The sequence below is a fragment of the Sorangium sp. So ce176 genome, from assembly GCF_051519835.1.
In the GTDB taxonomy this organism is placed as follows: Bacteria; Myxococcota_A; Polyangia; order Polyangiales; family Polyangiaceae; genus Sorangium; species Sorangium cellulosum_G.
This window is the reverse complement of record NZ_CP150371.1, coordinates 7,897,426-7,923,769: the sequence shown is the minus strand read 5'-3', so window position 1 is coordinate 7,923,769 and position 26,344 is coordinate 7,897,426. Positions and strand designations below refer to the sequence as shown.

Annotated in this window: 21 protein-coding genes; 14 read left to right on the top strand and 7 right to left on the bottom strand. The window is 73.1% G+C overall.

Annotated elements, in window-relative coordinates:
• Nucleotides 1-29 precede the first annotated feature (29 nt).
• The 3 genes from WMF42_RS29715 (at nt 30) to WMF42_RS29705 (ending at nt 5,639) form a co-directional block, all read left to right on the top strand.
• A complete protein-coding gene (locus tag WMF42_RS29715) occupies nt 30-2,240 on the top strand; it encodes a bifunctional metallophosphatase/5'-nucleotidase (protein WP_437686228.1) in 2,211 nt (736 codons plus the stop codon).
• Entirely contained in the window at nt 2,237-3,706 is a 1,470-nt protein-coding gene (locus WMF42_RS29710; protein WP_061613425.1) for a hypothetical protein, read from the top strand. Before WMF42_RS29715 ends, WMF42_RS29710 begins: the two co-directional genes overlap by 4 nt.
• 70 nt (nt 3,707-3,776) lie before the next feature.
• Nucleotides 3,777-5,639, top strand: coding sequence for a hypothetical protein (locus tag WMF42_RS29705; protein WP_437686227.1), 1,863 nt, complete (start codon nt 3,777-3,779; stop codon nt 5,637-5,639).
• A 72-nt stretch (nt 5,640-5,711) separates the two neighbouring features.
• Here the strand turns inward: WMF42_RS29705 and WMF42_RS29700 are convergent, their stop codons facing one another.
• Both WMF42_RS29700 and WMF42_RS29695 read right to left on the bottom strand, forming a co-directional pair.
• Nucleotides 5,712-6,518, bottom strand: a complete 807-nt coding sequence (locus WMF42_RS29700; RefSeq protein ID WP_061612435.1) for a helix-turn-helix domain-containing protein — start codon at nt 6,516-6,518, stop codon at nt 5,712-5,714.
• 495 nt (nt 6,519-7,013) lie between these two features.
• The gene (locus WMF42_RS29695; protein ID WP_437686226.1) at nt 7,014-8,702 is read right to left on the bottom strand and encodes an acyl-CoA dehydrogenase family protein; all 1,689 of its coding nucleotides are present in this window, start codon (nt 8,700-8,702) and stop codon (nt 7,014-7,016) included.
• Between the two features lie 298 nt (nt 8,703-9,000).
• Between WMF42_RS29695 and WMF42_RS29690 the strand changes: the two genes are divergently transcribed.
• The 9 genes from WMF42_RS29690 (at nt 9,001) to WMF42_RS29650 (ending at nt 16,904) form a co-directional block, all read left to right on the top strand.
• Nucleotides 9,001-9,480, top strand: coding sequence for an RrF2 family transcriptional regulator (locus WMF42_RS29690; RefSeq protein WP_199694314.1), 480 nt, complete (start codon nt 9,001-9,003; stop codon nt 9,478-9,480).
• Between the two features lie 10 nt (nt 9,481-9,490).
• Nucleotides 9,491-10,555 (top strand): cysteine synthase A, encoded by a 1,065-nt coding sequence (gene cysK, locus WMF42_RS29685; protein WP_437686225.1) that lies wholly within the window; start codon nt 9,491-9,493, stop codon nt 10,553-10,555.
• Nucleotides 10,552-11,427, top strand: a complete 876-nt coding sequence (locus WMF42_RS29680; protein WP_437686224.1) for a HesA/MoeB/ThiF family protein — start codon at nt 10,552-10,554, stop codon at nt 11,425-11,427. Before cysK ends, WMF42_RS29680 begins: the two co-directional genes overlap by 4 nt.
• A complete protein-coding gene (locus tag WMF42_RS29675; protein WP_061612430.1) occupies nt 11,420-11,698 on the top strand; it encodes a MoaD/ThiS family protein in 279 nt (92 codons plus the stop codon). Before WMF42_RS29680 ends, WMF42_RS29675 begins: the two co-directional genes overlap by 8 nt.
• 1 nt (nt 11,699) lies before the next feature.
• Nucleotides 11,700-12,095, top strand: coding sequence for a hypothetical protein (locus WMF42_RS29670; RefSeq protein ID WP_437686223.1), 396 nt, complete (start codon nt 11,700-11,702; stop codon nt 12,093-12,095).
• Entirely contained in the window at nt 12,092-13,042 is a 951-nt protein-coding gene (locus tag WMF42_RS29665) for a PLP-dependent cysteine synthase family protein (protein ID WP_081427001.1), read from the top strand. The genes WMF42_RS29670 and WMF42_RS29665 overlap by 4 nt, the downstream gene beginning before the upstream one ends.
• The gene (locus WMF42_RS29660; protein ID WP_437686222.1) at nt 13,036-13,605 is read left to right on the top strand and encodes a Mov34/MPN/PAD-1 family protein; all 570 of its coding nucleotides are present in this window, start codon (nt 13,036-13,038) and stop codon (nt 13,603-13,605) included. Before WMF42_RS29665 ends, WMF42_RS29660 begins: the two co-directional genes overlap by 7 nt.
• A gap of 127 nt (nt 13,606-13,732) precedes the next feature.
• A complete protein-coding gene (sat, locus tag WMF42_RS29655; RefSeq protein ID WP_081427002.1) occupies nt 13,733-15,478 on the top strand; it encodes a sulfate adenylyltransferase in 1,746 nt (581 codons plus the stop codon).
• A gap of 61 nt (nt 15,479-15,539) precedes the next feature.
• Nucleotides 15,540-16,904, top strand: a complete 1,365-nt coding sequence (locus WMF42_RS29650; protein ID WP_437686221.1) for a hypothetical protein — start codon at nt 15,540-15,542, stop codon at nt 16,902-16,904.
• A 161-nt stretch (nt 16,905-17,065) separates the two neighbouring features.
• Here WMF42_RS29650 and WMF42_RS29645 read toward each other — a convergent pair whose 3' ends face one another.
• The 5 genes from WMF42_RS29645 to WMF42_RS29625 all read right to left on the bottom strand — a co-directional run bounded on the left by WMF42_RS29645 (nt 17,066) and on the right by WMF42_RS29625 (nt 23,797).
• On the bottom strand, nt 17,066-19,039 hold the full coding sequence (locus tag WMF42_RS29645) for a serine/threonine protein kinase (RefSeq protein WP_061611253.1): 1,974 nt from the start codon (nt 19,037-19,039) through the stop codon (nt 17,066-17,068).
• Between the two features lie 306 nt (nt 19,040-19,345).
• Entirely contained in the window at nt 19,346-19,669 is a 324-nt protein-coding gene (gene trxA / locus WMF42_RS29640) for a thioredoxin (RefSeq protein WP_061611252.1), read from the bottom strand.
• A 228-nt stretch (nt 19,670-19,897) separates the two neighbouring features.
• Nucleotides 19,898-20,338, bottom strand: coding sequence for an Rrf2 family transcriptional regulator (locus WMF42_RS29635; protein WP_061611251.1), 441 nt, complete (start codon nt 20,336-20,338; stop codon nt 19,898-19,900).
• Between the two features lie 136 nt (nt 20,339-20,474).
• On the bottom strand, nt 20,475-22,196 hold the full coding sequence (locus WMF42_RS29630; RefSeq protein ID WP_437686220.1) for a hypothetical protein: 1,722 nt from the start codon (nt 22,194-22,196) through the stop codon (nt 20,475-20,477).
• 152 nt (nt 22,197-22,348) lie between these two features.
• The gene (locus tag WMF42_RS29625; protein ID WP_061611249.1) at nt 22,349-23,797 is read right to left on the bottom strand and encodes a PLP-dependent aminotransferase family protein; all 1,449 of its coding nucleotides are present in this window, start codon (nt 23,795-23,797) and stop codon (nt 22,349-22,351) included.
• 155 nt (nt 23,798-23,952) lie between these two features.
• On the opposite strand from WMF42_RS29625, the gene yedA reads away from it, so the two are divergent.
• Both yedA and WMF42_RS29615 read left to right on the top strand, forming a co-directional pair.
• Nucleotides 23,953-25,152, top strand: coding sequence for a drug/metabolite exporter YedA (yedA, locus tag WMF42_RS29620; protein ID WP_437686219.1), 1,200 nt, complete (start codon nt 23,953-23,955; stop codon nt 25,150-25,152).
• Nucleotides 25,153-25,258: 106 nt separating this feature from the next.
• Nucleotides 25,259-26,323 (top strand): SMP-30/gluconolactonase/LRE family protein, encoded by a 1,065-nt coding sequence (locus WMF42_RS29615; protein WP_437686218.1) that lies wholly within the window; start codon nt 25,259-25,261, stop codon nt 26,321-26,323.
• Nucleotides 26,324-26,344 lie beyond the last annotated feature (21 nt).

Here is a 26,344-nt window from a genome sequence, read left to right as displayed (position 1 = left end):
TGGCGGGCTTCCTAGCGTGACAGCGCTTCATGAAGTCCCGTAAAGCCATGGATGCGGCGACGGACGCGCCCCGCGTGTCGCGCGCGCTCGCCGTCGGCGCGCTCGTGCTCGGCCTGTGCGCGGCGGGCTGCGAGCAGGAGCAGCCGCCCACGCGCCTCGTCGGGCAGGCGCACCTGACGCTGCTCCACACGTCGGACATCCACTCGCGGCTGTTCCCGTACAACCTGCAGCTCGGCCAGGTCGACGCGGGGCTCGGCCTCGGCGAGGCGACAACGATCGCGAACGTCGGCGGCGCCGCGCGGATGTCCCATATCATCGGCCGCGAGCGCGCGCGGTCGTCGCGCGCGCTGCACCTCGACGGCGGCGACTGCTTCCAGGGCGCGCCGATCTTCAATTTCTACGCGGGCGAGGCGGAGATCCGCACCCTCGGCGCGATGGGCGTCGACGCGATGATCGTCGCCAACCACGAGTTCGACCGCGGCGCGCTGAACCTCGGCATCCAGCTCCAGCAGAACGCCGGCTTCCCCATCCTCGCCGCCAACTACCAGCTCGAGGACCCGGCGCAGCCCGGCGCCTCGCCGCTCGGCGCGATCCTGCAGCCGTTCACTGTCTTCGACCTCGAGGGCCTCCGGGTCGGCGTCATCGGCATGGGCAACCTCTCCAGCCTGACGTCGATCTTCGAGGCGCCGAACCGGCTCGGCATCACCCCGCTGAACACCACCGAGGTCGCCCAGTTCTACGTCGACCTGCTCCGCCCCACGGTGGACGTCATCGTCTTCGTCACCCACCTCGGGCTCGATGTCGACGAGCGGATGATCGAGACGACGACGGGCATCGACGTCGTGCTCGGCGGGCACAACCACATCGTGCTCCAGCCGCCGAAGCGCGTCCGCGACTGCTCGCGGTACTACGACGAGGAGAAGCAGCGCCACTACATCCTGCTGAACGACGAGCGCTCCCCCGAGGCAGGCGAGAAGCTCCGGCGCTACTGCGAGCCGCGCGACGTGGTGCTCGCGCACTCCGGCGCGTTCGCGAAGTTCGTCGGCCGCCTCGACCTCGTGCTGTCCAGGGACCCGTCGGAGCTCGGCGCCGACTACGACCCCTTGAACGGCTACGAGGTGGTCTCGAACCGGTACGAGCTCTTCCCGGTGACCGAGGACGTGCCGGCCGATCCGATCGTGGCGTCGGTGCTCGAGCCGTACGGGCAGGGGCTCGACGCGCTCGCCAACCTCGACCTCCTGGTCGGCTACGCGCTCGACGGCTCGCGCCGCGTCTCGACGAGCGGCGGCGACTCGCAGCTCGGCAACCTGATCGCCGCGGCGATGTGGCTGCGCCTCGGCATCCAGACCGATTTCGCGCTGACGAACACGACGGGCATCCGCGCCGACCTCGTGCCGGGCCCGGTGACCGTCGAGCAGATGTACAACATCTTCCCCTTCGATAACTCGATCTCGAAGATGCAGCTCTCCGGGCTGGAGGTGCAGGAGCTCTTCGACTTCGTGGCGCGCCGCTCGGCCGGCCGCGGGTGCGTGTCGCAGGCGCAGATCGCGGGCGCGCGGGTCGTCATCGACTGCGCCGCCCGCGCCTCCGGGGGCGCCGCGCCCGGCGTCGCGACCCGCGTCTACATCGGCGCGCACGAGCCGCGGATCGCCTGCCCGAACGGCGACGCCGACTGCCCGGGCGGCGCGGTGGGGAGCTGCGACGTCGAGGCGAGCCGGTGCTGGCAGCCGATCGATCCGATCGGGACCTACGAGCTCGCGACGTCGAACTACCTCGCGCAGGGCGGCAGCGGGTTCCGGGTGCTCCAGCGCAACACGACGCAGTTCGACACGCAGGTGCAGCAGCGCGACGCGCTCATCGACTACATCCGCGCCGGCAGCCCGTGCGGCGCGGGCGACGACGGCAAGCTGCCGTCGTGCCGCGTGGACGGCGACTGCGCGGAGGCGCTCGGCGAGGGCTACGTCTGTGCGTGCCCCGAGTCGGTCGTCGAGGGGCCTGTGTGCCGGACCGGCGACGCCCCGTGCTCCGCGGGGGCGTGCGTGCTCGCGCGCTGCCGCGACGACGTGGCCGCCTACCAGCGCGACGTCTGCGCGGCGGCGCCGACGGCCCCGCTGCAGCGGCAGTGCGAGGGCGCGCTGGCCCCGTGCAGCGCCGCCGGCGAGCAGTGCAAGTACCTCGCGTGCGTCGACCGCCGGCTCGGCAACTTCTCCGACGGCCGCCTGCGGATGGTGGGCCAGTGACGGCGCGGGCGAGGCGCTGCGCGGCGCTCACGGCGCTCATGACGGTCGCGGCCACGGCCCTCGCCGGGTGCGAGAGCGACGGCGGGCCCCTCCGCGGCGTCTCGAGCTTCTGGGTCAAGGTCGAGAGGGTGAACGGGGCGGTGCCGCCGTCCGTCGACGAGCCCCTGCCGGCCAACCGCGGCGACACGGTGGACACCTGGGACTTCCGCATCGAGGCGCGCGATCTCGCCGGCCGCCGGGCGGACTTCGACGGCACGGTCCGGCTCAGCGTCGAGCCCGGGGCCGTGATCGACGTCGAGTCCGACGAGGAGGGCGCCGCTGTCGGGCGCAACATCCGCCTGCGCGACGGGGTCGCGGCGGGCTCGGTCCACGTGACCGCCGTCTACGGCCCCACCCGGCTGTGGGCCGAGGACATCGGCTACCTGCCCGCGCCCCGCGACGTGCGCGACAGCCCCGCGTGCTCGAACGGCGCCAACGACGACGCCCCCGGCGACGTGCTCATCGATTTCCCCGCCGACCCCGGGTGCGCCTTCGCCGACGACCAGACCGAGGAGGGGGGCACCTTCAGCGCCGGCGCCTCCAAGCCTGTCGCCTACGCCCTGCCGCGCGTCGTCGACGTCCAGGGCGGCGGCTCGGCGACGCCCTACGCGTTCGAGGGGATCCAGATCAACACAGCGGCTCCCCAGCGCGTCGTCGTCACGCGCGTCGCGAGCGACGGCTTCTACGTCACCGATCTGGCCGGCCAGGAGAGCGGCTATAACCACCTCTTCGCGTACAACTTCAACACCCCTTCCAACATGCGTGTCTGCGATCGGCTCGAGTACCTCGCGGGCACCGTGAACGAGTTCTTCGGCTTCACCGAGCTCTCGTTTCCCTCCTACGAGATCGCGCGCGTCGAGGAAGGGGAGGCGTGCGAGGTCCCGGAGCCGGCGCTGCTCGACGGGCCGACGATCGGCGACGCCGGGGCCATGGAGCGCCTCGAGAGCGGGCTCGTGCGCGTCGAGGGGGTCCACGTCAGCAAGAACTTCGGCCCGCGGCCCGCGCGCGACAACGTCTTCGCCCCGGAGCAGTCGAACTGCGACCTGAACGGCGATGGCCAGGTCGATTTCGACAGCCCGGCCGAGGGGCGATGCGCGAACGCGTGCTCGCGCGACCCCGAGTGCAGCGAGTGGACGAGCTACTCCGCGCGCGGCAACTACAAGGTCACCGACGGATCGACCATGATCCAGATCCAGACCGGCACGGTGAGCGACTTCAATCCGACGTCGCACCGGGGCCAGGCGCTCGGCTCGGTGACTGGCACGCTCCGGAATTTCTCGGGCGGCTCGCTGAACTGGACCATCGAGGCCCGCTGTCCGGACGACCTCGTCTGCGACGCGCCCGGCTGTGTGCCGGCCGCGAAGACCTCGAAGGAGGCCTGCGTGCGGCCGCGCAGCCTCGACGACAACGACGCGGAGACCAACTAGCCCTCTCTCGTTCGCCGCGGCCGCGCTGCCCCGCCGCATCACCCAGGCCCAAGGAAGTCCACAGCCCGCCATGCACCGAAGCGCGCTCCTCGCCCCCGCTGTTTCCGCGGCCCTCTTGCTCACCCTCGCGCCGGCGGCGCAGGCGCAGCCCCAGCCCGTCCCCGACCCGGCCGCGCCGGCGCCCCCGCTGGCGCCCGCCGCCCCGGCGCCGGAGCCCGTCGCGCCGGTCCTGGAGCCCGCCGTGCCGGCCCCGCCGCCCGCCCAGGCGCCCGCGGCGCAGCCGTCGCCCCCGGCGCCTCCTCCGCCGCCCCCGGCGCCCCCGGCGCCTCCCGCGCTGTTCCAGGCGCCGGCGCTGGCCGAGCTACCGCGCCCGCTGCCGGATCCGCCGCTCGATCCGGAGGAGCCGCCCGTCCGGGTCGGCGACGCCATGGACACGCGCCTCACCTGGACGCTCGGCGACGACGATCTCCTCCACGACACGGGCCAGGCGCAGCCGATCTCGCCGGACCTGAGCATCGGCGACCGGAAGCAGTACCGGCTCTTCTTCGACAACCTGAACTCCCGCTTCAGCGGGCGCGAGAACCTGACGCACCTCGCGCTCTACAAGCGGATGCCGGGGTTCATCCCGCGGCTCGACACCGAGGCTTCGCTCGTCCTCCGCATCGACCTCGGCGCGCTGTCCAGGAACAGCAACAACGTCAATCAGGCCTTCTACGACGCGGGGTCCTTCATCCGCGCCTTCTATCACACGGACGGCAGGGCCGACGGGAAGACCGGTGTCGGCGTCACGCTCTGGCCGCTCGACACCGACCGGTTCCGGCTCGGCTACCTCTACGACATCTCGTGGGGCGGCACGAACGCGTCGATCAACCAGTCGGTCTTCCCGCGCATCATCGGCACCGCGCCCGGCGCGAAGGTCCAGTATGACGCCGAGCGGTTCAGCGTGTATGCCGGGTTCAAGGTCGCCAGCCTGACCCAGACGCAGCGGGTGCTCGCCCCCGGGTCGAGCGAGGTCGAGCGCGTCAGCATCGCGCAGTCGAACTACGGCTTCCTCGCCGGCGGCGGCGTCGATCTCCACCCCTACGTGCACGCCGACCTCGGCGCCGGCTACTTCCAGCAGGGCAGGCTCGACTGGTCCGACGTCGCGGGCGAGCCGGTCTACACGTACGGCGCCTCGGCGCGGGTCGTGGCGCACACGAAGGGCGAGCCGATCCCGCAGTCGGTTGACTTCCTGCTCTACCGCAACGACCCGAACCGGCCGCAGATCATCTTCAAGCCCGAGTCGTACACGCCGGGCAAGACGACGTGGGCGGTGAGCCTCGAGGCGTCGAACCTCTACCAGAACCTCAAGGACTTCGAGTCCGCGGGCGTGACAACCCTTCAATCGGCCCGCGCCGGGGCCCTCCAGGGGGTCATCAAGTCAGGGTACGCGCGCGCGAGCGTCACCGGCATCTACCGCGATCTGCCGTTCGTGCTGCGCAACCAGCCGAGCTTCATCCCGTTCCAGACGATCCCCGACACCCGCGGCGCCTCGACCGCCGACGAGCTGTTCTTCGCCCTGGCCGCCGACTACTACATCGCGTCGGCGCGGCTCACCCCCGGGCTCGGCGCGGGGCTCCAGTTCCCCGCCTCGTTCCGGACGACCTCCTTCGATGCCTACAGCGCGCCGATCGCCCGCACCGTTGTCGTGCGCGAGCAGGGCAACCTGTCGATCCTGCCCTACAACACGTCCGCTGTGCCCATTGTCCAGGCCCGGGCGAGCCTCAAGTGGGATATCAGCAAGATCCTCTCCGCTGTCGCGTGGCTCCAGTACGTACGCGACAACAACGGCACCTTCATGGAGCGCGACCCGTCCGAGGGCACGGTGGCGCTGCGCACCTTCGTGAGCCCCGACTTCTTCGGCGTCGGCACGAGCGTCCAGGCCCGCTACTGACGCTGCGGCCGCGCGCGGCCGCCCCCGTGCCCGCCGCGCCGGCCCCGCGCCCGCGCGCCGCCCCTCGGCGCCTCACCGCGGCTGGAACGCCTTGAACGCCGCCACGGCCCGCTGCGTTGTGCTCACTGTCTCGACGATGCGGAAGCCGCCGCGCAGGTAGAACCCCTCGAAATGCAGGACGCTCTCGCCCTCGGCGGGCTCGATCTCCCAGTAGCGCGAGAGCTCCTTCGACGTGCCGAGCACGGCGATCCGCCGCCACCCGGACGGGATCATCCCCGTCCATTCCGGCCCGCGCTTCTCCGTCAGCTCGAAGTCGTCGCGGCTGTGCTTCACCCGGAAGCTCGCGTCCGGGCCCGAGCCGATGCGCGCGTCGAGCATGCCCCCCGGCGGCCCCTTCGCCTCCTGGTCCTGCCGCCGCGGCCCGCGCTTGCTCACCCGGTAGCTCGCGACCGAGTGCGGGTCGAGGTAGTAGGTGCCCCCTTCCTTGCTCGCGCGCAGCCGCCCCGCGTAGATCGCCTGGCGCACCGCGCTCTCGGAGATCCCGAGCTGCTGCGCCGCCTCCGGCACCGTCACCGTGTAGCGGGTCCGCGACGTTGTCACCGCCGCGTCGAGCGGCAGCCGCTTGCGCGCCACGCAGTCGAGCATCACGTGGAACGCCGGATCGCGGTACACGTCCGCCGTCGCGACGCTCCGGCCCGCGACCGAGGTCCTGTCCAGCAGCGGGTTCTCCGGGCCGAGGACGAGATCGGTCAGCTCGGCCTCGGACACCGACGGGTCCTTGGCCGCCGCCATCACCCGGCACAGGAACGTCCCGAGCTCGCCGGTCGGCGTCGCGAACTCGACCGTCTCGCCGGACAGCAGCGTGTATTGCGTCTTCATCTCGCCCCTTCGCAGCTCGTCGTGTGCGCTCACCGCCGCCGCGCGCCGCACGCATGCCCGGGGCCACGCGAGCCCGATCCGTCCACAAGGCGGACGGAGTCCCTCACCGGCGCCGGCAACGGCGCCCGCAGGCGGATCTCACCCGGCCAGGGAGGTCGGGCCGGCGGGTCCCGGCCTCGATGGACTCGAGAGACAGGACCGCCCGCACGTCACCCCGTCGGGCACGCGTTCAACGCCGCAGCACCGCATTACTGTATGCCCGTTCAGTTAGTTCCGTCTAGTGCCTTCGCGCACCGATAGGACAAAACCCGTCCGGTGTCGGAGCGGGACTCCATCCGCAACTATCCGAAAGTAATCGTTTATTCTGTTCGCTTAGAACGAACGGAGCCCGCGGAAAAATCGTCGACCCCTCGGGACGGGCCGGGCGGGGCGGCGCTCGGGCAGGCGAACGCCGGCCTCGCGGGGGTGCTGTTCAGTGTCGGGGGCGCTGCCTGTTCAGGTGGCGGGCTTCTGCCGCGTCTCGGCGAGGGCCTGGATCGTGTCGTTGTCGTGGTCGCGGATCAGGTCCACGCCGTTGCGCGCGAACTGGACCGCCGCGGCCAGCGCGGTCCGGCTGCGCTCGCGGTCCATGGCCCACGCCGCGTGCCGCACGAGCAGCGCGAGCTCCAGCGCCCGGCCCAGGGTGATCGCCACCCGGCGGGCGCCCGCCTCGAGGCCGTCGCGGTCGGTGGCGCCCATCTCCTTGATCCACGCGCGGGCGTGCGACACAGCGCGCGACGCGGCCGTCTCGGCCTCGGCGAGCTTCGGCTCGACAACGCCGGTGAGGAGCCGCGCCACCTCGGCCGCGAGCACGTCGAGCGAGCTGTCCTTTTGAATCACCCGCAGCGCGTCGAGCGACAGCACGTTCGTCGTGCCCTCCCAGATCGGCAGCACCTGCGCGTCCCTGAGCAGCCGCGGCAGCCCCGTGTCCTCCACGTAGCCGGCCCCGCCGAACGCCTCGAGCACCTCGCTCAGCACCGACACCGCCTGCTTCGCGGTCGTGAGCTTGGTGATCGGGATGATCAGCCGCAGGAGCTTCGCCTCCGACTCGGTGAGCGAGCCCGTCTCCTCGCGCCCGAGCAGCTCGATCGCGCGGAAGGTCAGGTGGAATGCGCCCTCGAACTCGGCCTGGAGCTCGGCGAGCGTGTCCATGTGCAGCGGCTTGTCGGCGAGCGACGAGCCGAACTGGACCCGGCGCTGGGCGTAAGAGCGCGCCAGCGCGAGCCCCCGGCGCATCGCCGCGACGGCGCTCACGGCGTTCCATGTGCGCGTGACGTTGAGCATCGGCGCGATCGCCCGGACGCCGTTCACGAGCCCGGCGACAGGGGTCGCCAGGGCGCCCTCGAGCGCGATCTCGGCGGTCGGGAGCTTCCGGGTGCCGAGCTTGTCCTTCAGCCGGTTGATCACGACGCCCTCGCGGCGCCCCCCGTCGCCCGCGAGCTCCACGTAGAACAGCGCCAGCCCGCGGCTGCCCTCCGGGTTGCCCTCGGGGCGCGCGAGCGCGAGCGCCATCTCGGAGGTGGCGGACGAGGCGAACCACTTCGTCCCGTGCAGCCGGTAGGCCCCGTCCGGCCCGGGGCGCGCCACGGTCTCGGTCCGCCCCACGTCCGAGCCGCCGGTCCGCTCCGTCATCCACTGCCCCGACGTCCAGGCCCGCGCGGGGTCGCGGCTCGTCAGCCGGGGGACGGCGCGGTCGATCAGCGCGCGGTTGCCGCTCGCGAGCAGCGTGCGCGCGGCGCCGTCCGTCATCGCGAGCGGACACGTGTACACGTCGCTGGACGGATCGAAGAGGTACGCGAGCGCGAACTGGTGGACCCGGGAGAAGGCGCCGTGCGCCCGCTCGTACGCCGCGGCGACGACCCCCCGCTCGCAGGCGATGCGGGCCGCCTCCTTCCAGAGCTGCGTCAGCTCGACCTTGTCGATGCGCTGGCCCCAGGCGTCCCACGACGTGAGCTTCGGCTCGTTCGGGCGATCCGCGAGCTGCAGGCGGTACAGGTGGCCGCCCGCGATCTCGCCCATCTCGTGCAGCGAGGGCGTTATCGACGCGGCCACCTCGCGCGGCAGCACGCGCGCGAGGTAGGACCGCAGCACGCGGTCGTCGTCGTACTGGTTCCCGAGCGTGGGGGGGTCTTGATAGAAAGCCACCGGCCGACTCCTGGGTTGGTGCGCCGCAGCCCGGGCGACGCGGGGTGTTCGCGTCGCCCGCGTTCCGCGCGCCCATGCGGGCACGCGCGGCAACTCGCAGCCTCGATAACCTCGAAGCTACTGAACCCGTCCCACCCGGTTCAACAGGAAGCCGAAGCCGCGTCGCGGTGACGCAGCGATCGGTGAACCTCTGCTGTCAATTTCGCTGCGATCGCCCGCTACTGTGCGCTATCCGGGTGCCTTGTCGCATGGAGAGAGGCGCAAGTCGCCGGCTGTCCGGCTGTTCTTGACTTCTCCGATGCACCAATGCATATCGCTGGCGGTGAAGCTCTCGAACAAGGGTCGCTACGGTGTGCGCGCATTGTTCGATATCGCCTTCCACAACGACGGGCGGCCGACGCAGATCCGCGAGATCTCGGAGCGGGAGCTCATCCCGGCGCGCTTCCTCGAGCAGATCTTCCAGGACCTGAAGAGGGCCGGGCTGATCAGCTCGAAGCGGGGGCCGCGCGGCGGCTACCACCTCGCGCGGCCCGCGAGCGAGATCAGCCTTGGCGACGTGGTCCGCGCGCTGGAGGGGCCGGTCGCGGTGCTCGCGCCGGACGACGACGGCAGCCCCGAGAGATCGCCGCTCGACCCGCCCACGGCGGTGTTCCACGATCTCGCGAGCGCGATCGAGCGCTGCTTCGACTCGGTGTCGATCGCCGACGTCTGCGAGCGCGGCGTCGAGCTCGGCGTGCGCCGCAAGGGGCGGCCCGAGCGGTCGACCTACGTGATCTGAGCCGACGACCATGACAAGCCCCGACCGAGCCGCCCTGTCCACCGGCGTCCCCCGCGCACCCGCGGAGGACGACGCCGCCCAGCTCCCGCCGCTGCCGTCGCACCCGCGCGTCGTCGACAGCGTGCTCGACCTCGTGGGCGACACGCCGCTCTACGAGATCCGCCGCGTGGACGCGGCGACGCCCCGCGGGCGCGTCTTCGGCAAGGCCGAGCAGCAGAACCCGGGCGGGTCGCTGAAGGACCGCATCTGCCTCGCGATGATCGAGGGGGCCGAGGCGCGCGGGCTGCTCGGCGCCGGCCGGGGCGGCGTGGTCATCGAGCCGACGTCGGGCAACACGGGGATCGGGCTCGCGATCGTGTGCGCAGCCAAGGGCTACCGGTGCATCCTGACGATGCCGGCCAGCATGAGCCTCGAGCGGCGGCAGCTCCTCGAGGCCTACGGCGCGGAGGTCGTGCTGACGGAGCCCGAGGAGCAGATGGAGGGCGCCATCGCCAAGGCGCGCGCGCTCGCGGCCGAGATCCCGGGCGCTGTCATCCTCGGCCAGTTCGGCAACCCGGACAACCCGCGCGTCCACGCCGAGACGACCGCGCGGGAGATCCTGCACGCGATGGCCGGCCTCGACGACGCGCCCTCGCGGCCTGGTCCCCGGCAGTCGCTCGCGATCGACGCGTTCGTCGCCGGCGTGGGGACGGGCGGGTCGGTGAGCGGCGTGGGGCGCGTGCTCAAGCGGGTGCGCCCCGCGACGCGGGTCATCGCTGTCGAGCCCGAGTCGTGCGCGACGATCTCGCGCGGCGAGCGCGGGCCCACGAAGATCCAGGGGCTCGCGGCCGGGTTCGTCCCCGAGAACTACGACCGGAAGGTGGTCGACGAGGTGCGGACGGTGAGCGATCGCGCCGCGTACGAGACGAAGGCGGCGCTCGCCCGGCAGGAGGGGCTGCTCGTCGGCATCAGCGCCGGCGCCGCGGTGCGCGTGGCGCTCGACGTCGCGCGCGAGCTCGGCCCGGACGCGAACGTCGTGACCGTCCTCTGCGACACGGGCGAGCGGTACTTCAGCCTCGACGAGTACTTCCGATGAGGGGCGGCGACGGCGAGACGGTCCGCGGGTGCGTGCTCCTCGTCGGCGCGGGGGGGATCGGCGGGCCCGCCGCGATCGCGCTCGCCGCGGGGGGCGTGCGCGACCTGCGGGTCGTCGACGACGACCAGGTCGAGATCACCAACCTGCACCGGCAGATCCTGTTCGACGACGACGACATCGGCCGCCCGAAGCTCGACGCCTTCGCCGAGGCGCTGCGCCGCCGCTTCCCGCGGCTCCGCGTGGATCGCAGGAACGGCCGCTTCACGCCGAGCGCGGCGGCGGCCCTGATGCCGGGCGTCTCGGTCGTCGTCGACGCGACCGACAACTTCGCGTCGCGGTTCCTGATCGCCGACGTATGCCGCCTCACCAGGACCCCGGTCGTGCACGCGGCCGCGGTGCGGTGGCGCTCGACGGTGATGGCGGTCTCGGCGGACGGGGGGCCTTGTTACCGCTGCCTGTTCGAGGACCTGCCGACCGGGGATGCGCCGGACTGCGCGACGGCCGGGGTGGCGGGCCCTGTGTGCGGCGTCGCCGGCGCGATCGCGGCGGACCGGGCGCTCGCGATCCTGGCGGGCGACAGCTCGGTCTTCGGCCGGATCGCGACCTTCGACGGCCTCTCGGACACGCTGCGGAGCGTCCCTGTCGCCGCGCGATCCACCTGCGCCCTCTGCGGCGAGCGCGCCGCGATCTCGACGATTGACGCATTGCGTTACGTGAACGCGTGCGCCAGCGAAAGCGAAGGGGAGCGCGAGAGCGACTCCCCGACCCACGTTGAAGGGGAGCGCGAGAGCGACTCCCCGACCCACGTTGCAAGGGACCGTGAAGGCGGCCCCACGACCCACCTCAACACAGGAGAGCATGACCATGGCTGACACCGCGACCGTCCGCATCCCGACCCCGCTCCGCACCCTCACCGGTGGGCAGGACGAGGTCAAAGCCGCCGGCGGCACCGTCGGCGAGCTCATCGAGAACCTCGAGAAGAGCTACCCGGGCATCCGCGACCGACTCCTCGACGAGAAGGGCGTGCGGCGCTTCGTGAACATCTTCGTCGGCGACGAGGACATCCGCTTCCTCGACGGGCTGAAGACGCCGGTGAAGGGCGGCGATCAGATCGCGATCGTGCCGGCGATCGCCGGGGGCTGAGGTGGACGACCCGCGCTATCTCCGCCAGGTGCTGCTCGCGGAGATCGGTCCAGCAGGGCAGGCGAGGCTCGGGGCGGCGACGGCGCGCGTGCTCGGCGGCGGCGACGGCGCCCCGCCGCTCGCGCACGAGGTGGCGGAGCGCTACGCGCGCGGCGCCGGGTTCGGCGCGCTCGCGGCGGGCGCGATCGACCTCGCCGCGCTCGCGCCCGCGGACTTCGTGACGTCGCCCGCCGCGCGCGCGGTCCTGGCCGGGGCGCGGGCGGCGCTCGCCGAGATGCGCGCCGCGCTCGGCCTGAGCAGCGCGCGGCCCGGGAGCACGATGCCCGGGAGCACGATGCCCGGGAGCACGATGCCCGGGAGCACGATGCCCGGGAGCACGATGGAGGACGGCAGGTGAGGCATTCGCTCGTCCGTTCCCGCCGGATGGCGTCGGTCATCGACGCCGTGGGCGACACCCCGCTCGTGCGCCTCTCGCGGATCGGCCGCGAGACGCCCTCGGTCGAGGTGTACGCCAAGCTCGAGTTCACGAACCCGGGCGGCTCGGTGAAGGACCGCGCCGCGCTGCGGATGATGAGCCGCGCGGCCGCCGACGGCCGCCTGACGAGCCAGAAGACGCTGATCGACTCGACGAGCGGCAACACAGGCGTCGCGTACTCGCTGTTCGGCGCGGCGATGGGCTTCAAGATCGCGCTCGTCATGCCGTCGAACGTGTCCAAGGCGCGCAAGGACATCGCGCGCGCCTTCGGCACGGAGCTCATCTTCAGCGACCCGATGGAGGGCTCCGACGGCGCGATCCGCCTCGTGCGCAAGCTGGTCGACGAGAACCCGGAGAGGTACTTCTACCCGGACCAGTACTCGAACGAGGACAACCCGCTCGCCCACTACCACGGCACGGCGCGGGAGATCCTCGACGCTGTCGGCGACCGGATCACGCACTTCGTGGCCGGGATCGGCACGAGCGGCACCATCGTCGGGACGAGCCGCCGGCTCCGGGAGCACCACCGGCCGATCCGCTGCGTCGCTGTCGAGCCCGCGGACGCGCTCCACGGGCTGGAGGGGCTCAAGCACCTGCCGAGCTCCCTGGTCCCGGCGATCCACGACGAGGCCGCCTACCACGAGACGATGCGGATCACGACGGAGGACGGCTGGGACATGTCCGATCGCCTCGCGCGCGAGGAGGCGCTGCACGTGGGGCACTCCGGCGGCGCGGCGGTCTTCGCGGCCTTCGAGATCGCGAGGCGCCTGCACCGCGAACAGCAGGGCGGGTGCGTCGTCGCGATTGTCCCGGACCGGGGTGACCGCTATTTTGCGCCCATGAAATGGGAGAAGCGTTACGTATGGTGATGTCTCACCCGTGGACCGCAGGCGGCGTCGTCCTCAAGGCCAGCGTGCTCAAGGCCGTCGAGGCCGAGGCGCTCGCCGGCTACGCGCGCGACGAGGAGGCCTGCGGCTACCTGAAGGGGCCCGAGGGCGAGCCGCTGCTCTGCGACGAGCACGTCCGGATGGAGAACATCGCGAACAGGCTCCACGCCGTCGACCCGGAGCGGTACTTCCGGACGGCGCGGACGTTCTTCGACTTCAACGGCAAGCGCTTCTCCGATGCCGTGGAGAAGGGCGCCGCGGAGGGGCGCCCCGTCAAGGTGCTGTACCACTCGCACCTCGACGCCGGCGCCTACTTCAGCCCGACCGACGCCGCCATGATGAGCGGCGGCGAGCCGCCGGCCGAGGAGGGGGGCCAGATCGTGATGGGGCCCGGCCCGGCGTTCCCGCTCGCGTTCCTTGTCACCAGCGTGCGCGGCGGCGCCGACGAGGGGCGCCCGGACGCGGCGCCCCGCATCGCCGAGCACCGCCTCTTCGTGTGGGACGGCGCCGCGTTCGTCGCGTCGACGTTCTCCGTCGTCGATTGATCTCACCGCGCCGGGGCGCGCGTCCGCCGCCCCGCGCTGCCCGCATCCGCTTGCAGGGGCTCTGCACCCCTCGGCCCAGAGGGGCCGAGTCCGTAGTCGTCACTTGATCATCGAAGGAGTTGCCTAAATGTCAGGTTTTGTTGTCTGGTTCACCGGTTTGAGCGGCGCAGGCAAGAGCACGCTCGCGGCGATGCTCTCGGCCGAGCTCCGCGCCCGCTCCGTCCACGTGGAGGTGCTCGACGGCGACGAGGTGCGCACGAACCTCTCGAAGGGCCTCGGGTTCTCCAAGGAGGATCGCGATACGAACATCCGGCGGATCGGATACGTGGCGAAGCTGATCGCCCGGTCGGGCGCGTGCGCGATGACCGCCGCGATCAGCCCGTACAAGGCGATCCGTGACGAGCAGCGGGCGCAGACGCCCCGCTTCGTCGAGGTGTTCTGTTCCTGCACGATCCCGGTGCTCACCGAGCGGGACGCGAAGGGGCTCTACAAGAAGGCGCTCGCGGGCGAGATCAAGAACTTCACGGGCATCGACGACCCGTACGAGGCGCCCGAGAGCCCCGAGGTCGTCGTTCACACCGACAAGGAGACCAAGGAGGAGAGCCTCGCGAAGATCCTCGCGAAGCTCGAGGAGCTCGGGTACGTCCCGCGCCGCGGCGCCGCCGTGGCGGTGTCCGGCGCCGCGGCCGCGGGGGCGGCGGCGGGCGGGGCCCGCGGGCTCATCGCGCCGCACGGCGGCGAGCTCGTGAACCGGTGGGCCGAGGGCGCGGAGAAGGCGGCGCTCGCGGAGCGGGCGAAGGGGCTGCCGGTCATCGAGCTCGACGAGCGCACGGAGAGCGACGTCGAGATGATCGCGGTCGGCGCGTTCTCGCCGCTGCGCGGCTTCATGAACTCGAAGGACTACCTGCGCGTCGTGCGCGAGATGCGGCTCGAGAACGGCCTGCCGTGGTCGATGCCGATCACGCTCGCCGTCTCGGAGCAGGCGGCCGAGGGGCTCCGCGTGGGCGGCGAGGCGGCGCTCCGCGCGCGCGACGGCCGCATCGTGGCGGTCATCGAGCTGAGCGACAAGTGGCGGCCGAGCAAGGAGCTCGAGGCGCAGGAGGTCTTCCGGACGACCGAGACGAAGCACCCGGGCGTCGCGTACCTGATGAGCACGGGCCCCGTGTACGTCGGCGGCGAGATCCGCGTGCTCGAGCGGCCGGTCGAGTCGCCGTTCCCGGCGTACCACCGGGACCCGGCGGTGACGCGGGCGTACTTCGCCGAGAAGGGGTGGCGCCGCATCGTGGGCTTCCAGACCCGCAACCCGATCCACCGGGCGCACGAGTACATCACCAAGACGGCGCTGGAGATCTGCGACGGCCTGATGATCCACCCGCTCGTCGGCGCGACCAAGTCGGACGACATCCCGGCGGACGTGCGGATGCGGTGCTACGAGGAGCTCATCGCGAAGTACTACGTGAAGGACCGCGTGCTCCTCTCGATCTACCCGGCGGCGATGCGCTACGCGGGCCCGCGCGAGGCGATCTTCCACGCGCTCGCGCGCAAGAACTACGGCTGCTCGCACTTCATCGTGGGGCGCGATCACGCCGGCGTGGGAAGCTACTACGGCACGTACGACGCGCAGGAGCTCTTCAATGTCTTCAGCCCCGGCGAGCTCGGCATCACCACGCTCAACTTCGAGAACGCGTTCTACTCGACGGTTGTCGGAGCGATGGCCACGGCCAAGACGGCGCCGGGCGACGCGTCGACGCAGGTCAACCTGTCGGGCACGAAGGTGCGCGAGCTGCTCCAGCGCGGCGAGCTGCCGCCGCCGGAGTTCTCCCGCCCGGAGGTCGCGCGCATCCTCATTGAGGCGATGCGCAGCGCGAAGTGACCGTCCCGGCCTGACGGCCGCGGCGCGCGGCGTCCATCGGGGCCGCCGCGCGGCTCCGGGCATGGCGCGCGTGGCGGTGCTCTCGCTGCTGACCGCGCTCGCCGGCCTCTCCGTGGGGGGGCCGGCGCGCGCGGACCTCAGCGACGACGCCGCCCGCGTCGCGCGGATGTGGTCGCTCTCGGGCGCGCGGGTCGCGCGCCTGCCCCCCCTCTTCGTCGAGCACGGCCGCCGCAGGCTGGTCGCGATCTCGCCGCCGGCGGCCGGCGCCCCTGGCGCCGCCGGTGCCGCTGGCGCGTCCCGCGCTCCCGGCGCGGGCCGCGCGAGGGCGGACGAGTGCCTCACGGTCGCGTTCCTCGCGCCCCGCATCGTGGAGTTCACCGTGGAGCCCGAGCCCGCCCCGGGCGACGCCTCCGCCCTCGAGGGCCTCGTCGACAGGCTGCGCGGCCGGGAGCCCGACGACGAGCGCCGCGTCCACAGCGCCGCCGGCGCCGCGATGATCACGCGGTGCGGGCCCGCGCGCGAGGAGCTGCGGCGCGTGACGGTCGACATGCTCTCGCCGCGCGGCGCCCTCGACGTCGTCGTCGCGGCGTCGAGCGGGGCGCCGGACCGCGTCGAGTCGATCTTGCCGGAGCGGGCGTTCGGGCCAGTGGCGCCGCGCGGCGACCCCGGGCGGCCGGTTGAGCCCGGGCCGCTCGACGCCCGGGTCGCGCGGGCGGCGCGCCGGGCGCGCGCGGAGGGGGCGCTGCGCGCCGTGCCGACCGACATGCGCGCCTCGGTGGTCGGGACGGGGCAGTTCTCGGTCAAGCTCTCCGAGGGCTGCCACCGCGTCGACCTGATGGCCGAGGTGCCGAGCGCGACGGTGCGCCGCGCGACCGACATCGACGCCGAGGCGCGGGAGGCGGGCACGGGGCGGCTGCTCGATCGCGACCGGTCCGACGCGCCCGACGCGCGGCTCGATTTCTGTCTCGGCGAGCCCGGGGTCGTGGAGATCCCGTTCCTCGGGGCCGCGGGCCCGGTGAAGGTCGTGCTGTCGGACGCGCAGTGGTCGATGCCCGCGTACGTGCCCGGGCACTTCGGCGCGCGCGCCCGGGGCAACCTGGCCGCCGCGCTCCACCGCCGCCACGCGCCAGCGCCCCGCGCCCAGCCGATCGCCGAGGCCGTCGGCACGCAGGGCGACACGCTCGTCCCCGTCCCGATCGAGCCGGGCCGCTGCTACTTCGCGGCGGCGGCGCTCATCCGCGGCGAGCTGCGCGCGCTCCGGATCTCCGCCGAGCTGGGCGACCGCGCCGCGCGGGACGACGCCGGCGACGGCAGCGAGGGCGCCGGCGTCGCCTTCTGCTCCGATCTCGAGGAGAGCGCCGCCCTCCGCGTCGCCGCGCGCGGCAACTCGCCCGTCTGGGTGCTCGCTGTCTGGCCGATGGACTGACGACGGCGGGAGAGAAGAGAGATTTGAACCACAGAGGCACAGAGGGCACAGAGGGGAGAGAAGAGAATTGAATAATCATCTCTCTTCTTCTCTCTCCTCTGTGCCCTCTGTGCCTCCGTGGTTGATTTCTCTTTCTTGATCCAGATCCCACCAACGCGGGATCACCCGGGCGTGCGGCGGCTGCGCGGGCGGCGGTCGGGGACTGGCTCCGAGTTGGGGCTGGCCACGGCGCCCGACTGAGCGCGCTCCGGCAGGAGCTGGCGGAGCTGCCAGGCCTGCAGGAAGGCGCGCCGCTCGGCGTCGCGCAGCGCGTGCTGGTGCTGGCCCATCATGAACGCCGGCACGACAAGCATGAACAGGGTCGTCAGCGTCAGCGCCGTCATGGTCGGGATCTCCGAGTGCTCGACGGCCTGCGGCAGGATGATCATCGCGCCGCCCGTGAACTCGTACGAGCGAGGCAGGATGCCCGAGTACTCGATCCACGCGGCGGCCAGCACCGCGGCGCAGCCGGTCACGACAACGGCGATGCGGTACGCGTTCCGGTAGGTGAACGAGTTGCCGTACGTGAAGATCACGAGGAGCATCGGCATGAAGAGCAGCGGCCCGAAGCCGCGCCCGATGCAGAGGAAGCTCAGCACGTTGAACACGAACCCGGCGTAGGCGTACCACTCCGCCGACGGCCGGTGGACGAGGCGCGCGGCGACGCCCTTCATCAGCGCCGCCAGGGCGGTGAAGGCCAGGATGAAGCCGAAGACCTGCCACTCCCGGACGCCCAGCCACACCGCGGCCACGAGCGTCGCGATCGCGGTCGCGAGCAGCTCGGCGCGGATGCCCGCGTGGAGCTGCAGCCGGTGCCGCGCCGCCGCGGCCGCGTCGAGCTCGGCGAGCACCTCCTGCGGCATCTCGCGCGGCGGCTCGGTCAGGACGCGCCGGAGCGTCTCCAGGGCGCGCTCGTTCGACGGGTCGAGGGCGAGCGCCTGGCCGACCTCGCTGAGCAGCGCCTTCCGGGAGCTCTCGGCCTCCTTCCCGCCGGCGAGCGCCTTCGCGATCTTCTCCTCGGCCACCCCCGCGTGCCGCGCCGCCAGGCCGCGGCGCAGCTCGACGTCCTTGTCGCCGTCGAGGAACCGCTCGACCGCCTCGTAGAGCGCGCGCGCGGACGCGTAGCGCTCGGCCGGATCGCGCCGCGTCGCCTTCACGCAGATGGCGTCGAGCTCCGGCGGCACCTCGCGCTCGGGCGCGCGCACCGACGCCCGCGCGTCGGCGCCGTGGATGAGCGAGTCGAGCATCTCGTTGCGGTCCTTCTTCGGGTGCAACGGCTTCAGCGTGAGCAGCTCGAAGAGGATCGCCCCGAGCGAGTAGACGTCGCTGCTCGCGTCGAGCGTGTCGACGCACCCCTGCGCCTGCTCCGGCGACATGTAGCCGAGGGTCCCGAGCACGTCGCCAGGGATGGTCCTCGTGCTCATCGGGTCCTCGCCCATGTCGATCGTCTGGAGCGGCGAGTCCATGAGCTTGGCGACGCCCCAGTCGAGCAGGTACACCTCGCCGAAGTCGCCGAGCATGATGTTGGCGGGCTTGAGGTCGCGGTGGAGCACGCCGCGCGAGTGCGCGAAGTCCACGGCGATGCAGATCGACGAGAACGCGGTGAGCAGCTTGCGGCGCGAGAAGCTCTGCGTGGCCGCCGCGTCGCCCTCGCGGAGCTCGTTGAGGATCCTCGACAGGGTGAGCCCCCGGAGGCGCTTCATCGTGAAGTACGCCGAGCCCTTGGCGTCCACGCCGAGGTCGTAGACGGGCACGATCGACGGGTGCTCGAGCTGGCCCTGCACCCGGGCCTCGCGGATGAACCGGTGGCGGAGCGTCGTGTCGCCCTGGTGCTCCGCGCGGATGACCTTCATGGCGACGTCGCGGCCGATGCGGCGGTCCCGGCAGAAGTGGACCTCGCCCATCCCGCCGACGCCGAGCAGCGCGCGCACCTCGTAGCGGGGGCCGTCGCTGGCGATGTCCGAGAGCTCCGCCCGGGCGCGGCCGGGGTTCACCGGCGTGGGGCTCTGGCCGTGCGAATCTCCGCCCTTTCCGCGAGATTTTCGCATCTCGGGGAGCTGCTCGAGCGTCTCGAAGTCGTCGTCGAACAGAGCCATGGCCTTCGGGAAGCCAGGCTCCGTCGCGCCGTGCCAGCAAAACCCCACACCGGCAGGGCTCCGCGTGACGACCCCCGCCCTCCCGACCGGCGGGGGCGAGAAGCGCTGCGGATCGCTGGGCTTCCTTGACGAAAGGATCTCGTATCGGGTGGTGATGTCAACGGGGTGATGCGTCCGTGGAAGACAGAGGACGAGCCATGCGGCGCCGCCCTCAACACCGCACGATCGGGGTGAATGCGCGCGAATCGCGTGAAATGAAGGGCGATGTCGGGGGTCCGGCGCTACGGCGCCGGGCGCCCTGCGCGCTCAGCGTCCGAGGAGCGCGAGCAGCGTCTTCTTGTTCGTGAGGCCGGTGTGGCGCTTCACCGGCTCGCCGTTCTGGAAGGCGACGACGGTCGGCAGACCCCGGATGTCGAACCGCTTCGCGGCCGCGGGCGACTCGTCCACGTCGAGCTTCACCACCTTGACCTGGCCCGCCGTCTCCTCCGCGATCTCATCGACGATCGGCGCGAGCCGCTTGCAGGGGGCGCACCAGGACGCGGAGAAGTCGACGAGCACCGGTGTGTCCGTCTCCAGGACCTCTCGAGCGAAGTTCAGATCGTTGACCTCAATGACGTTCCTGCTGCCCATGGCGCTGTCCTTTCAGTTCATCTCGGGGACGAGCGGCGCTGGCCGCGGCGCGCCGGCTCGACGCCGGCCGCCCGCTCGACAGCCACGCTCGCATGAACTGTTATAAACACGGTTTCAGTTTCTGCCAGGGGAGGGGACGCCGGGCGCGCGGCCTCGCGGGGCACGTCCGGGGCAGAGGAGGGGCAGGGGGAGGAGGAGCGCCCGGCGGGGGGCGGAGATCGGGAGCGGTCAGTCGGCCCTGGCGGGCGTGGGGCGGCCGAGGTGCTGCGCCCGGAGCGCGATGTCGGCGACGGTCGTGCGCGCGAGGCCGCGCAGGAGCCCCTCGTTGGCCGCCGCGGCGACCTCGTCGAACGCCCGCTGGATCCCCGCGCCGATCGGGCACCTCGCGTTCGGCTCGCACGGGCTCGGCGCGACGGCGCCCTCCGGCTCCACCGCGGCGTACACCTCGCTCAGCCGGATCGAGGCCGCCGGCCTCGCCAGCCGGTAGCCGCCCGCGCGCCCCTCCCGCGCCTCGATGAGCCCGGCCTGCGACAGCCGCGCGAGGATGCGCCGCAGGAACGCGGGGTTCGTGTTGATGCTCGCCGACAGCGCGTCGCTGGCGCAGCTCTCGTCGGCCTGCGCGAGCAGCGCGAGCGCGTGCGTGGCGATGGCGAAGCGACCCGAGGACATCGAGGGACCTCTCGGAGGGATCTGCGGTGCTGAGCAAACGCGCGGACGCGCGGCTGCGTGGAGGAGCGAGCCTGTCGAATCTGAGGGCTCCAGGCCGCCCGATGTCAAGGCGCCGGGCGGGGCGCCCCGGCCCCGCTCAGGGCGTCCGCGCGGACGTGCGGGTCAGCACGAGCGCTTCCCCCTTGCCCGCGGCGAGCCGGAGCTCGATCGAGGCGGGGACCGCCGCCGGGCCGGCGCAGCGGCTCTCGGACACGACGTGGCGCGCGCGGGCGAGCGAGCTCTCGCCGGTCGATGTGTCGACGAGCCGCAGGTCGACGCCGGCGCCCTCGGCGTCGAGCGCCGCGATGACCTCGGCGCACGTGTTGGGCGGGATCTGCAGCGGGAGGATCTTGAGGCGCGCCGCGTCGAGCGCCACGGCCTGCGCCGCGGCGGCCGCGCCGGCGTCGGCGTCGCCGGTCGCGCTCATGCGCCCGAGCAGCCTCGCGGCGGCGATCGGGTGGGCCACGAGCGTCGGCGGGGCCTTGAGCTCCTTGCGGACCTCCACGGCGAACGGGCCGGGCTGCGCCATCGACTCGACGTCGACCCGGGCGGGGCCGCCGCCGCCGCAGGTGAAGAGCGTCGCCTGGGCGCCGCCGCGGGCGCGGCCGAGCAGGGCGTGGTCGTGGCTCCAGAGCTCCGCGAGCACGTCGGCGAGCGGCCTGCCCGCGAGCACGTCGATCCGGGCGCAGCCGGCCGGCAGCTCGACCGGCAGCGTCGTCCGGCTGCCGAGCCGCGCTGTCCCGGTCGACACGCGCGGCGCGCCGTAGCCCCGGCCCGCGAGCGCGCGGCCGTGGGCCGCCCTCACCTCGGCGAGGTCGCGGCCCTCGGTCGCGCGCTCGATCGGCGTGGCCCCGGAGATCTCCGCCTCGGCGCCCGGCCGCGAGCGGCCGACGACAACGGCCACGAGGCCCTGCGTGCCCCGCGAGCGGATCGCGATCGAGAGCTCGATGGAGACCGTCGAGCAGAGGAGCAGCGTGCGATCCGGGCCCCGCTCCCGGGCGCGCGCGACGATCCTGCCTGTCTCGTCCTCGGCGACCACCTCGAGCGAGGCGACCTCGTCGCTCGGCGAGACGAGCACGTCGAGGCAGCGGCCGCCGTCGAGCGTGGCGCCGATCCGGCTCGCGGTCCGCGAGCCCACGGGGATCGCGACGCGCCGGACGTCCTCCCAGCGCGCGCCGATCGCGCCGCGGTGCGCCCTCACCTTCGCCTCCAGCCCGGGCCACGACTCGAGCCGGCCGCTCTCGTCGCCGGCCCTGCCCCGCGCGCCGACGGCGCGAGCGACAGCGTCCGCCGCCTTCTCGGGGACGCCCTGCACGCCGACGCTGACCGCCCCGGCGCCCGACATGACGCGCGCCATCACGTAGAGCCGCCGCGGGTGCGGCGGGCAGACAAGGATGGAGGCGCGCGCGTCGGCGGCCTCGTCCGTGGAGAAGGCGCTGCCGTCGTCCTCGAACGCGAACAGGTCGACGTCGCCGATGGTCGGCGAGACGCGCGCCATCGCGAGCATGCACTCGCCGGCGGGCACCTCGACGAAGGCGCCGAGGCGATCGCCCTCGGACACCATGTCCGCGCCGACGACCCGGAGCGGGCCCGCGCCGGCCTGGGCGGCGCGCTGCGCGTCCCGGCCGAGCAGGGTGCTGCCGTCGATGCGATCCGGCAGCGGGCGCAGCACCTCCGTCGCCGGCGCGCCCGGCGCGGCGGTCGCCCCGGCGCGGCAGGACGGCAGGACGGCGAGCAGGGCCGCGAGCGTCAGCGCCGCGCGGGCAGGCGACGGGCGGGGCGCGGGCGACGGGCGGGGCGCTGGGTGTCGGGGACGCAAGGTCGTGGGCTCGTCGGGGCGCGCTGTCGGCGGGGCGCGCTGTCGAGAGACGAGGTTCTACTTCAGCGCGGGTACGGCAGCCAGGGCGCGCCGGTCATCGGCCGTCGCTCGGCGCGCGGTCCCCATGTCGCCCGTCACACCCGTCACACCCGTCACGCTTCGGCCACCTCGGCGCAGATCCGCCCGAGCGTCCGGACAGCGTGCTCGATGAGGTCGGTGAACGGATAGCCGCAGTTGACCCGGATGTAGTTCGAGAACCGGTGCTTGGCCGAGAAGATGGGCCCCGGCGCGACGCTGATGCCGTGGTCCAGGGCGCGCTCGTGCACGTCCAGCGCGCTCGTGCCGGGCGGCAGCTCGACCCAGAGCACGAAGCCGCCCGCGGGCCGGGAGACCCGGGTGCCGGGCGGGAAATGCTCGGCGATCGCCTCGCTCATGCGGGCGACCTGACCGGCGAGGCGGCGCCGGAGCGCCCGCAGGTGGTGGTCGTACCCGCCGATCTCGAGGAACTCGGCGACCGCCATCTGCGGCAGGGTCGCGCACGCCACGCTCTGCCCGAACTTGAGCTGCTCGACCTCGTCGAGGAAGCGGCCGGGGGCCGTCCAGCCGACCCGGTAGCCCGGGGCCATCGTCTTCGAGAACGACGAGCAGAGCATCACGAGGCCCTTGCGATCGAACGCCTTGGCCGGGCGGGGGCGGACGTCGCCGAAGTGCAGGTCGCCGTAGATGTCGTCCTCGATGAGCGGCACCTCGCGGCGCGCGAGCATCGCGACGAGCCGCTCCTTCGCCTCGTCGGGCATGGCGCTGCCGAGGGGGTTGTTGAAGTTCGGGATCGCGAGGCACGCCTTGATGCGGTGGCGGCCCAGCACCTCCTCGAGGACGTCGAGGTCCATGCCCGTGCGGGGGTGCGACGGGACCTCGAGCGCCTTGATGCCGAGGCTCTCGATGAGCTGGAGGAGCCCGTAGTACGCCGGCGACTCCAGCGCGACAGTGTCGCCGCGGCGCGCGACAGCGCGCAGGCAGAGGTGGAGCCCCTCCATGGCGCCGACCGTCGTCACGATGTCGTCCGCGCCGAGCGCGACGCCCCACTCGACCGAGCGCCGGGCGATCTGCCGCCGCAGCGCCGGCAGGCCGGGCGGCGCGTCGTACGAGACGCCCGCGCCGCCCGCGCCCCGCGCGATCGCGGCGAGGATGCGGTTCAGCTTGTCGGTGGGCAGGAGCTCGGGGCTCGGGCACGCGGCGCCGAACGGCACGATGTGCGGATCCCGCGTGGCCCGGTAGACCTTCGTGACGAGGGCCTTCACGCTGACCCGCGTGGCGGTGCTGCTGGCGCGCGCGGCCCGCGGCTCCGGGAGCGCGAGGACCCGGCGGGCGCGGACGTAGTGCCCCGACTGCGGGCGCGCCTCGATGAGCCCGCGGTTCTCGAGCTGCAGGTACGCCTGGAGCACCGTCGCGACGCTGACCCCCTGCTGCCGGCTCAGCCGCCGCACCGACGGGATCCTGTCGCCGGGCCGCAGCGCGCCGCGCGCGATCAGATCGGCGATGTGCGCGGCGACGCGGTCGTAGAGGTGGGCATCGTCCTGCTGCTCGATGGGCGCCTGCACGAAGGACGAGTGTACAACCGGGCGACCCCTGCGGTACCGGCACAGCCGGCGGGCGTAAGGACCAGTACAGTCGCCACTTCCCGCAACTGTACCGGCCTCAATGCCGGGAGGACTGCCTCTGTGCCGGTCGCCCGCCAGACCGCAAGCTCCGGCACATGAAATTGACCTCACTTGTTCCGGCCGCGCAGGCGCGCGTCCGAGGCGCGTCGCACATCGAGCTGGGGAAAGGGGGCCTGTGGACGCGCCGCCTCCGGGGCGGTCCGCTCGTCCTGAGCTGCACCGCCGGCGCTGTCTGGGTCACCCGCGAGGGGGCGCCGGACGACGTGGTGCTGGAGGCGGGGGCCAGCTATGGAGGCGAGGGGCGAGGGCTCCTCGTGGTGGAGGCGCTCGAGCCGGCGCAGATCGCGGTGGCGGACGGGGCGGAGAGGACGGCGCGGGCGGCGCTCGAGAGGGCGCGGGCGGCGCTCGAGAAGGCGCGGGCGAGCTGGCTCGTGCTCCTCTCGCTGGCGGCGCTGTACCTCGTCTGGGGCTCGACGTACCTGGCCGTCTCTGTCGCGCTCGAGACGCTGCCGCCGTTCCTGCTGGCGGGGGTGCGCTTCACGACCGCGGGGGCGTTGCTCTACGGGGTGCTGCGGCTGCGCGGCGCCCCGCGCCCGACGCTGCGCCAGTGGGGCGCGGCGGCGCGGGTCGGCGTGCTGCTGCTCGCGGCCGGCAACGGGCTGGTCGTCGTCGCGCAGCAGTGGGTGAGCTCCGGGGTCGCGGCGGTCGTGGTGTCCACGATGCCGCTCTGGCTCGCGCTGTTCACCACCGTGCGGGCCGCGCGCGGCGGCGCGCTCGGCGCGCCGGAGGTCTCGCGGGGCGAGTGGGTCGGGCTCCTCGTCGGGTTCGCGGGCGCGGCGCTGCTCCACCTCGGGGGCGCCCTCCACGCGGAGCACGCCGGGGCGCTGCTCATCGTGCTGGCCCCGGTCGCGTGGGCGCTCGGCTCGCTGTACAGCCGGACGACGCCGCTGCCCGAGGGCCCGATGGCCGTCGCGGCGGAGATGCTCGCCGGCGGCGCGGTGATGCTCGGGATCAGCGCGGTCGCGGGCGAGCGCCTGGCGGCGGCGCCGTCCTCGCGGTCGCTCCTCGCGCTCGCCTACCTCGTTGTGTTCGGCTCGATCGTGGGCCTCAGCGCGTACACGTACCTGCTCAGGAACACGCGCCCGGCGATCGCGACGAGCTACGCCTACGTGAACCCGATCATCGCCATCGCCCTCGGCGTCCTGCTCGGCGGCGAGCGCGCCTCCGCCGCGACCTGGGTGGCCGCGGCCGTCATCGGCGCCGGCGTCCTCATCGTCTCAAAAGCGCGCCACTAGAGCGCCGCTCTGCTCCGCGTGATGCTCCGCGCGATCCCGGCGCGCGCCGTCCGCCGTAGGCAATGCGGGGGGCGCCGTGTAGTGTGCGGCGCGAGGAGGCGAGTGGATGAAGAGAGGTTACCGGCTGCTCGGATGGGCGCTGCTCCTCCCCGGCGTGGCCCCGGCGTGCGGCGGCGACATCGGCGGCAGCGCGGCGGACGGCAAGGTGTCGGGCGGCGACGGCGGGGGCGGCGCGACGACGACCTCGAGCGCGGGCGTCGGGGGCGCCGGCGCGGAGGGCGCGACGACGAGCGCGAACGCGGGCGTCGGGGGCGCCGGCGCGGGCCCGACGGGCGCGTGCGCGGAGCTCGCGCCCGGGCCGATCGAGCCGACGCGGATCACGGACGTGTTCAGCGGCAGCGAGGACTTCGCGTTCAACGGCCAGGGCCACATCGTCGCCAAGCAGGGGCCGAACCTCATTCGCTATGACGCCACCGGGCAGACATCGAACTTCGCGTCGCTGCCGGGCGCCGTGCTCGGGCTGAGGTACCGGCCCGACGGGACCCTCGTGGCCGCGCTGCCGGAGCTCGGGGCCGTCGTCGCGATCTCGACGATCGGCGTGGTCAGCGACCTCGTGGAAGGCCTGTCGACGCCGAACGGCCTGTCCGCGGACGCGGACGGCAACGTGTGGGCGACGGAGATGGCCGGCAACCGGGTGATTCGCCTCAACCCGGACGCGACCGTCGACGAGATCGCGGGCGGAGAGCCCGAGGTGAGCCAGCCGAACGGCATCGTCTTCGACCCGGCGCGCAACGTCGTCTTCTACACGAACGCCTCCGCCGGCGAGATCCGCAGGATCGACCTCGCCGCCCCCGGCGCGCGCCCGGCGCTCGTGACAACGGTGGCGTCGGCCGTGCTCGACGGGCTCGTCCTCGATACGTGCGGTCACCTGTACACGGTCGATAACAAGGACAGGGAGCTCTACCGCGTGCGGCTCGACGCGACAGGCGCGGCCCTGGGAGAGCCGGAGCTCCTGGCGAGCTTCCCCACCTCGGTCGCCAATGCGCAGTTCGGATCGGGCCCCGGCTTCAACGGGAAGACCCTTTACGTGGGCGGCGCGGCCGGCTCGATCTACGCTGTGGCGCTGGACATCGGCGGCGCGCCCGTCCCCGCGCCGCCGGAAGCGCCCTGATGAGCGCCCCCCGGCGGCGCG

What these genes read in the sequence shown, in the direction of transcription:
- WMF42_RS29715 (WP_437686228.1), top strand. Translation starts at nt 30, where the DNA reads ATGAAGTCCCGTAAAGCCATGGATGCGGCGACGGACGCGCCCCGCGTG.
- WMF42_RS29705 (WP_437686227.1), top strand. Translation starts at nt 3,777, where the DNA reads ATGCACCGAAGCGCGCTCCTCGCCCCCGCTGTTTCCGCGGCCCTCTTG.
- WMF42_RS29700 (WP_061612435.1), bottom strand. Translation starts at nt 6,518, where the DNA reads ATGAAGACGCAATACACGCTGCTGTCCGGCGAGACGGTCGAGTTCGCG.
- WMF42_RS29690 (WP_199694314.1), top strand. Translation starts at nt 9,001, where the DNA reads ATGCACCAATGCATATCGCTGGCGGTGAAGCTCTCGAACAAGGGTCGC.
- cysK (WP_437686225.1), top strand. Translation starts at nt 9,491, where the DNA reads ATGACAAGCCCCGACCGAGCCGCCCTGTCCACCGGCGTCCCCCGCGCA.
- WMF42_RS29680 (WP_437686224.1), top strand. Translation starts at nt 10,552, where the DNA reads ATGAGGGGCGGCGACGGCGAGACGGTCCGCGGGTGCGTGCTCCTCGTC.
- WMF42_RS29675 (WP_061612430.1), top strand. Translation starts at nt 11,420, where the DNA reads ATGGCTGACACCGCGACCGTCCGCATCCCGACCCCGCTCCGCACCCTC.
- WMF42_RS29660 (WP_437686222.1), top strand. Translation starts at nt 13,036, where the DNA reads ATGGTGATGTCTCACCCGTGGACCGCAGGCGGCGTCGTCCTCAAGGCC.
- sat (WP_081427002.1), top strand. Translation starts at nt 13,733, where the DNA reads ATGTCAGGTTTTGTTGTCTGGTTCACCGGTTTGAGCGGCGCAGGCAAG.
- WMF42_RS29650 (WP_437686221.1), top strand. Translation starts at nt 15,540, where the DNA reads ATGGCGCGCGTGGCGGTGCTCTCGCTGCTGACCGCGCTCGCCGGCCTC.
- WMF42_RS29645 (WP_061611253.1), bottom strand. Translation starts at nt 19,039, where the DNA reads ATGGCTCTGTTCGACGACGACTTCGAGACGCTCGAGCAGCTCCCCGAG.
- trxA (WP_061611252.1), bottom strand. Translation starts at nt 19,669, where the DNA reads ATGGGCAGCAGGAACGTCATTGAGGTCAACGATCTGAACTTCGCTCGA.
- WMF42_RS29635 (WP_061611251.1), bottom strand. Translation starts at nt 20,338, where the DNA reads ATGTCCTCGGGTCGCTTCGCCATCGCCACGCACGCGCTCGCGCTGCTC.
- yedA (WP_437686219.1), top strand. Translation starts at nt 23,953, where the DNA reads ATGAAATTGACCTCACTTGTTCCGGCCGCGCAGGCGCGCGTCCGAGGC.
- WMF42_RS29615 (WP_437686218.1), top strand. Translation starts at nt 25,259, where the DNA reads ATGAAGAGAGGTTACCGGCTGCTCGGATGGGCGCTGCTCCTCCCCGGC.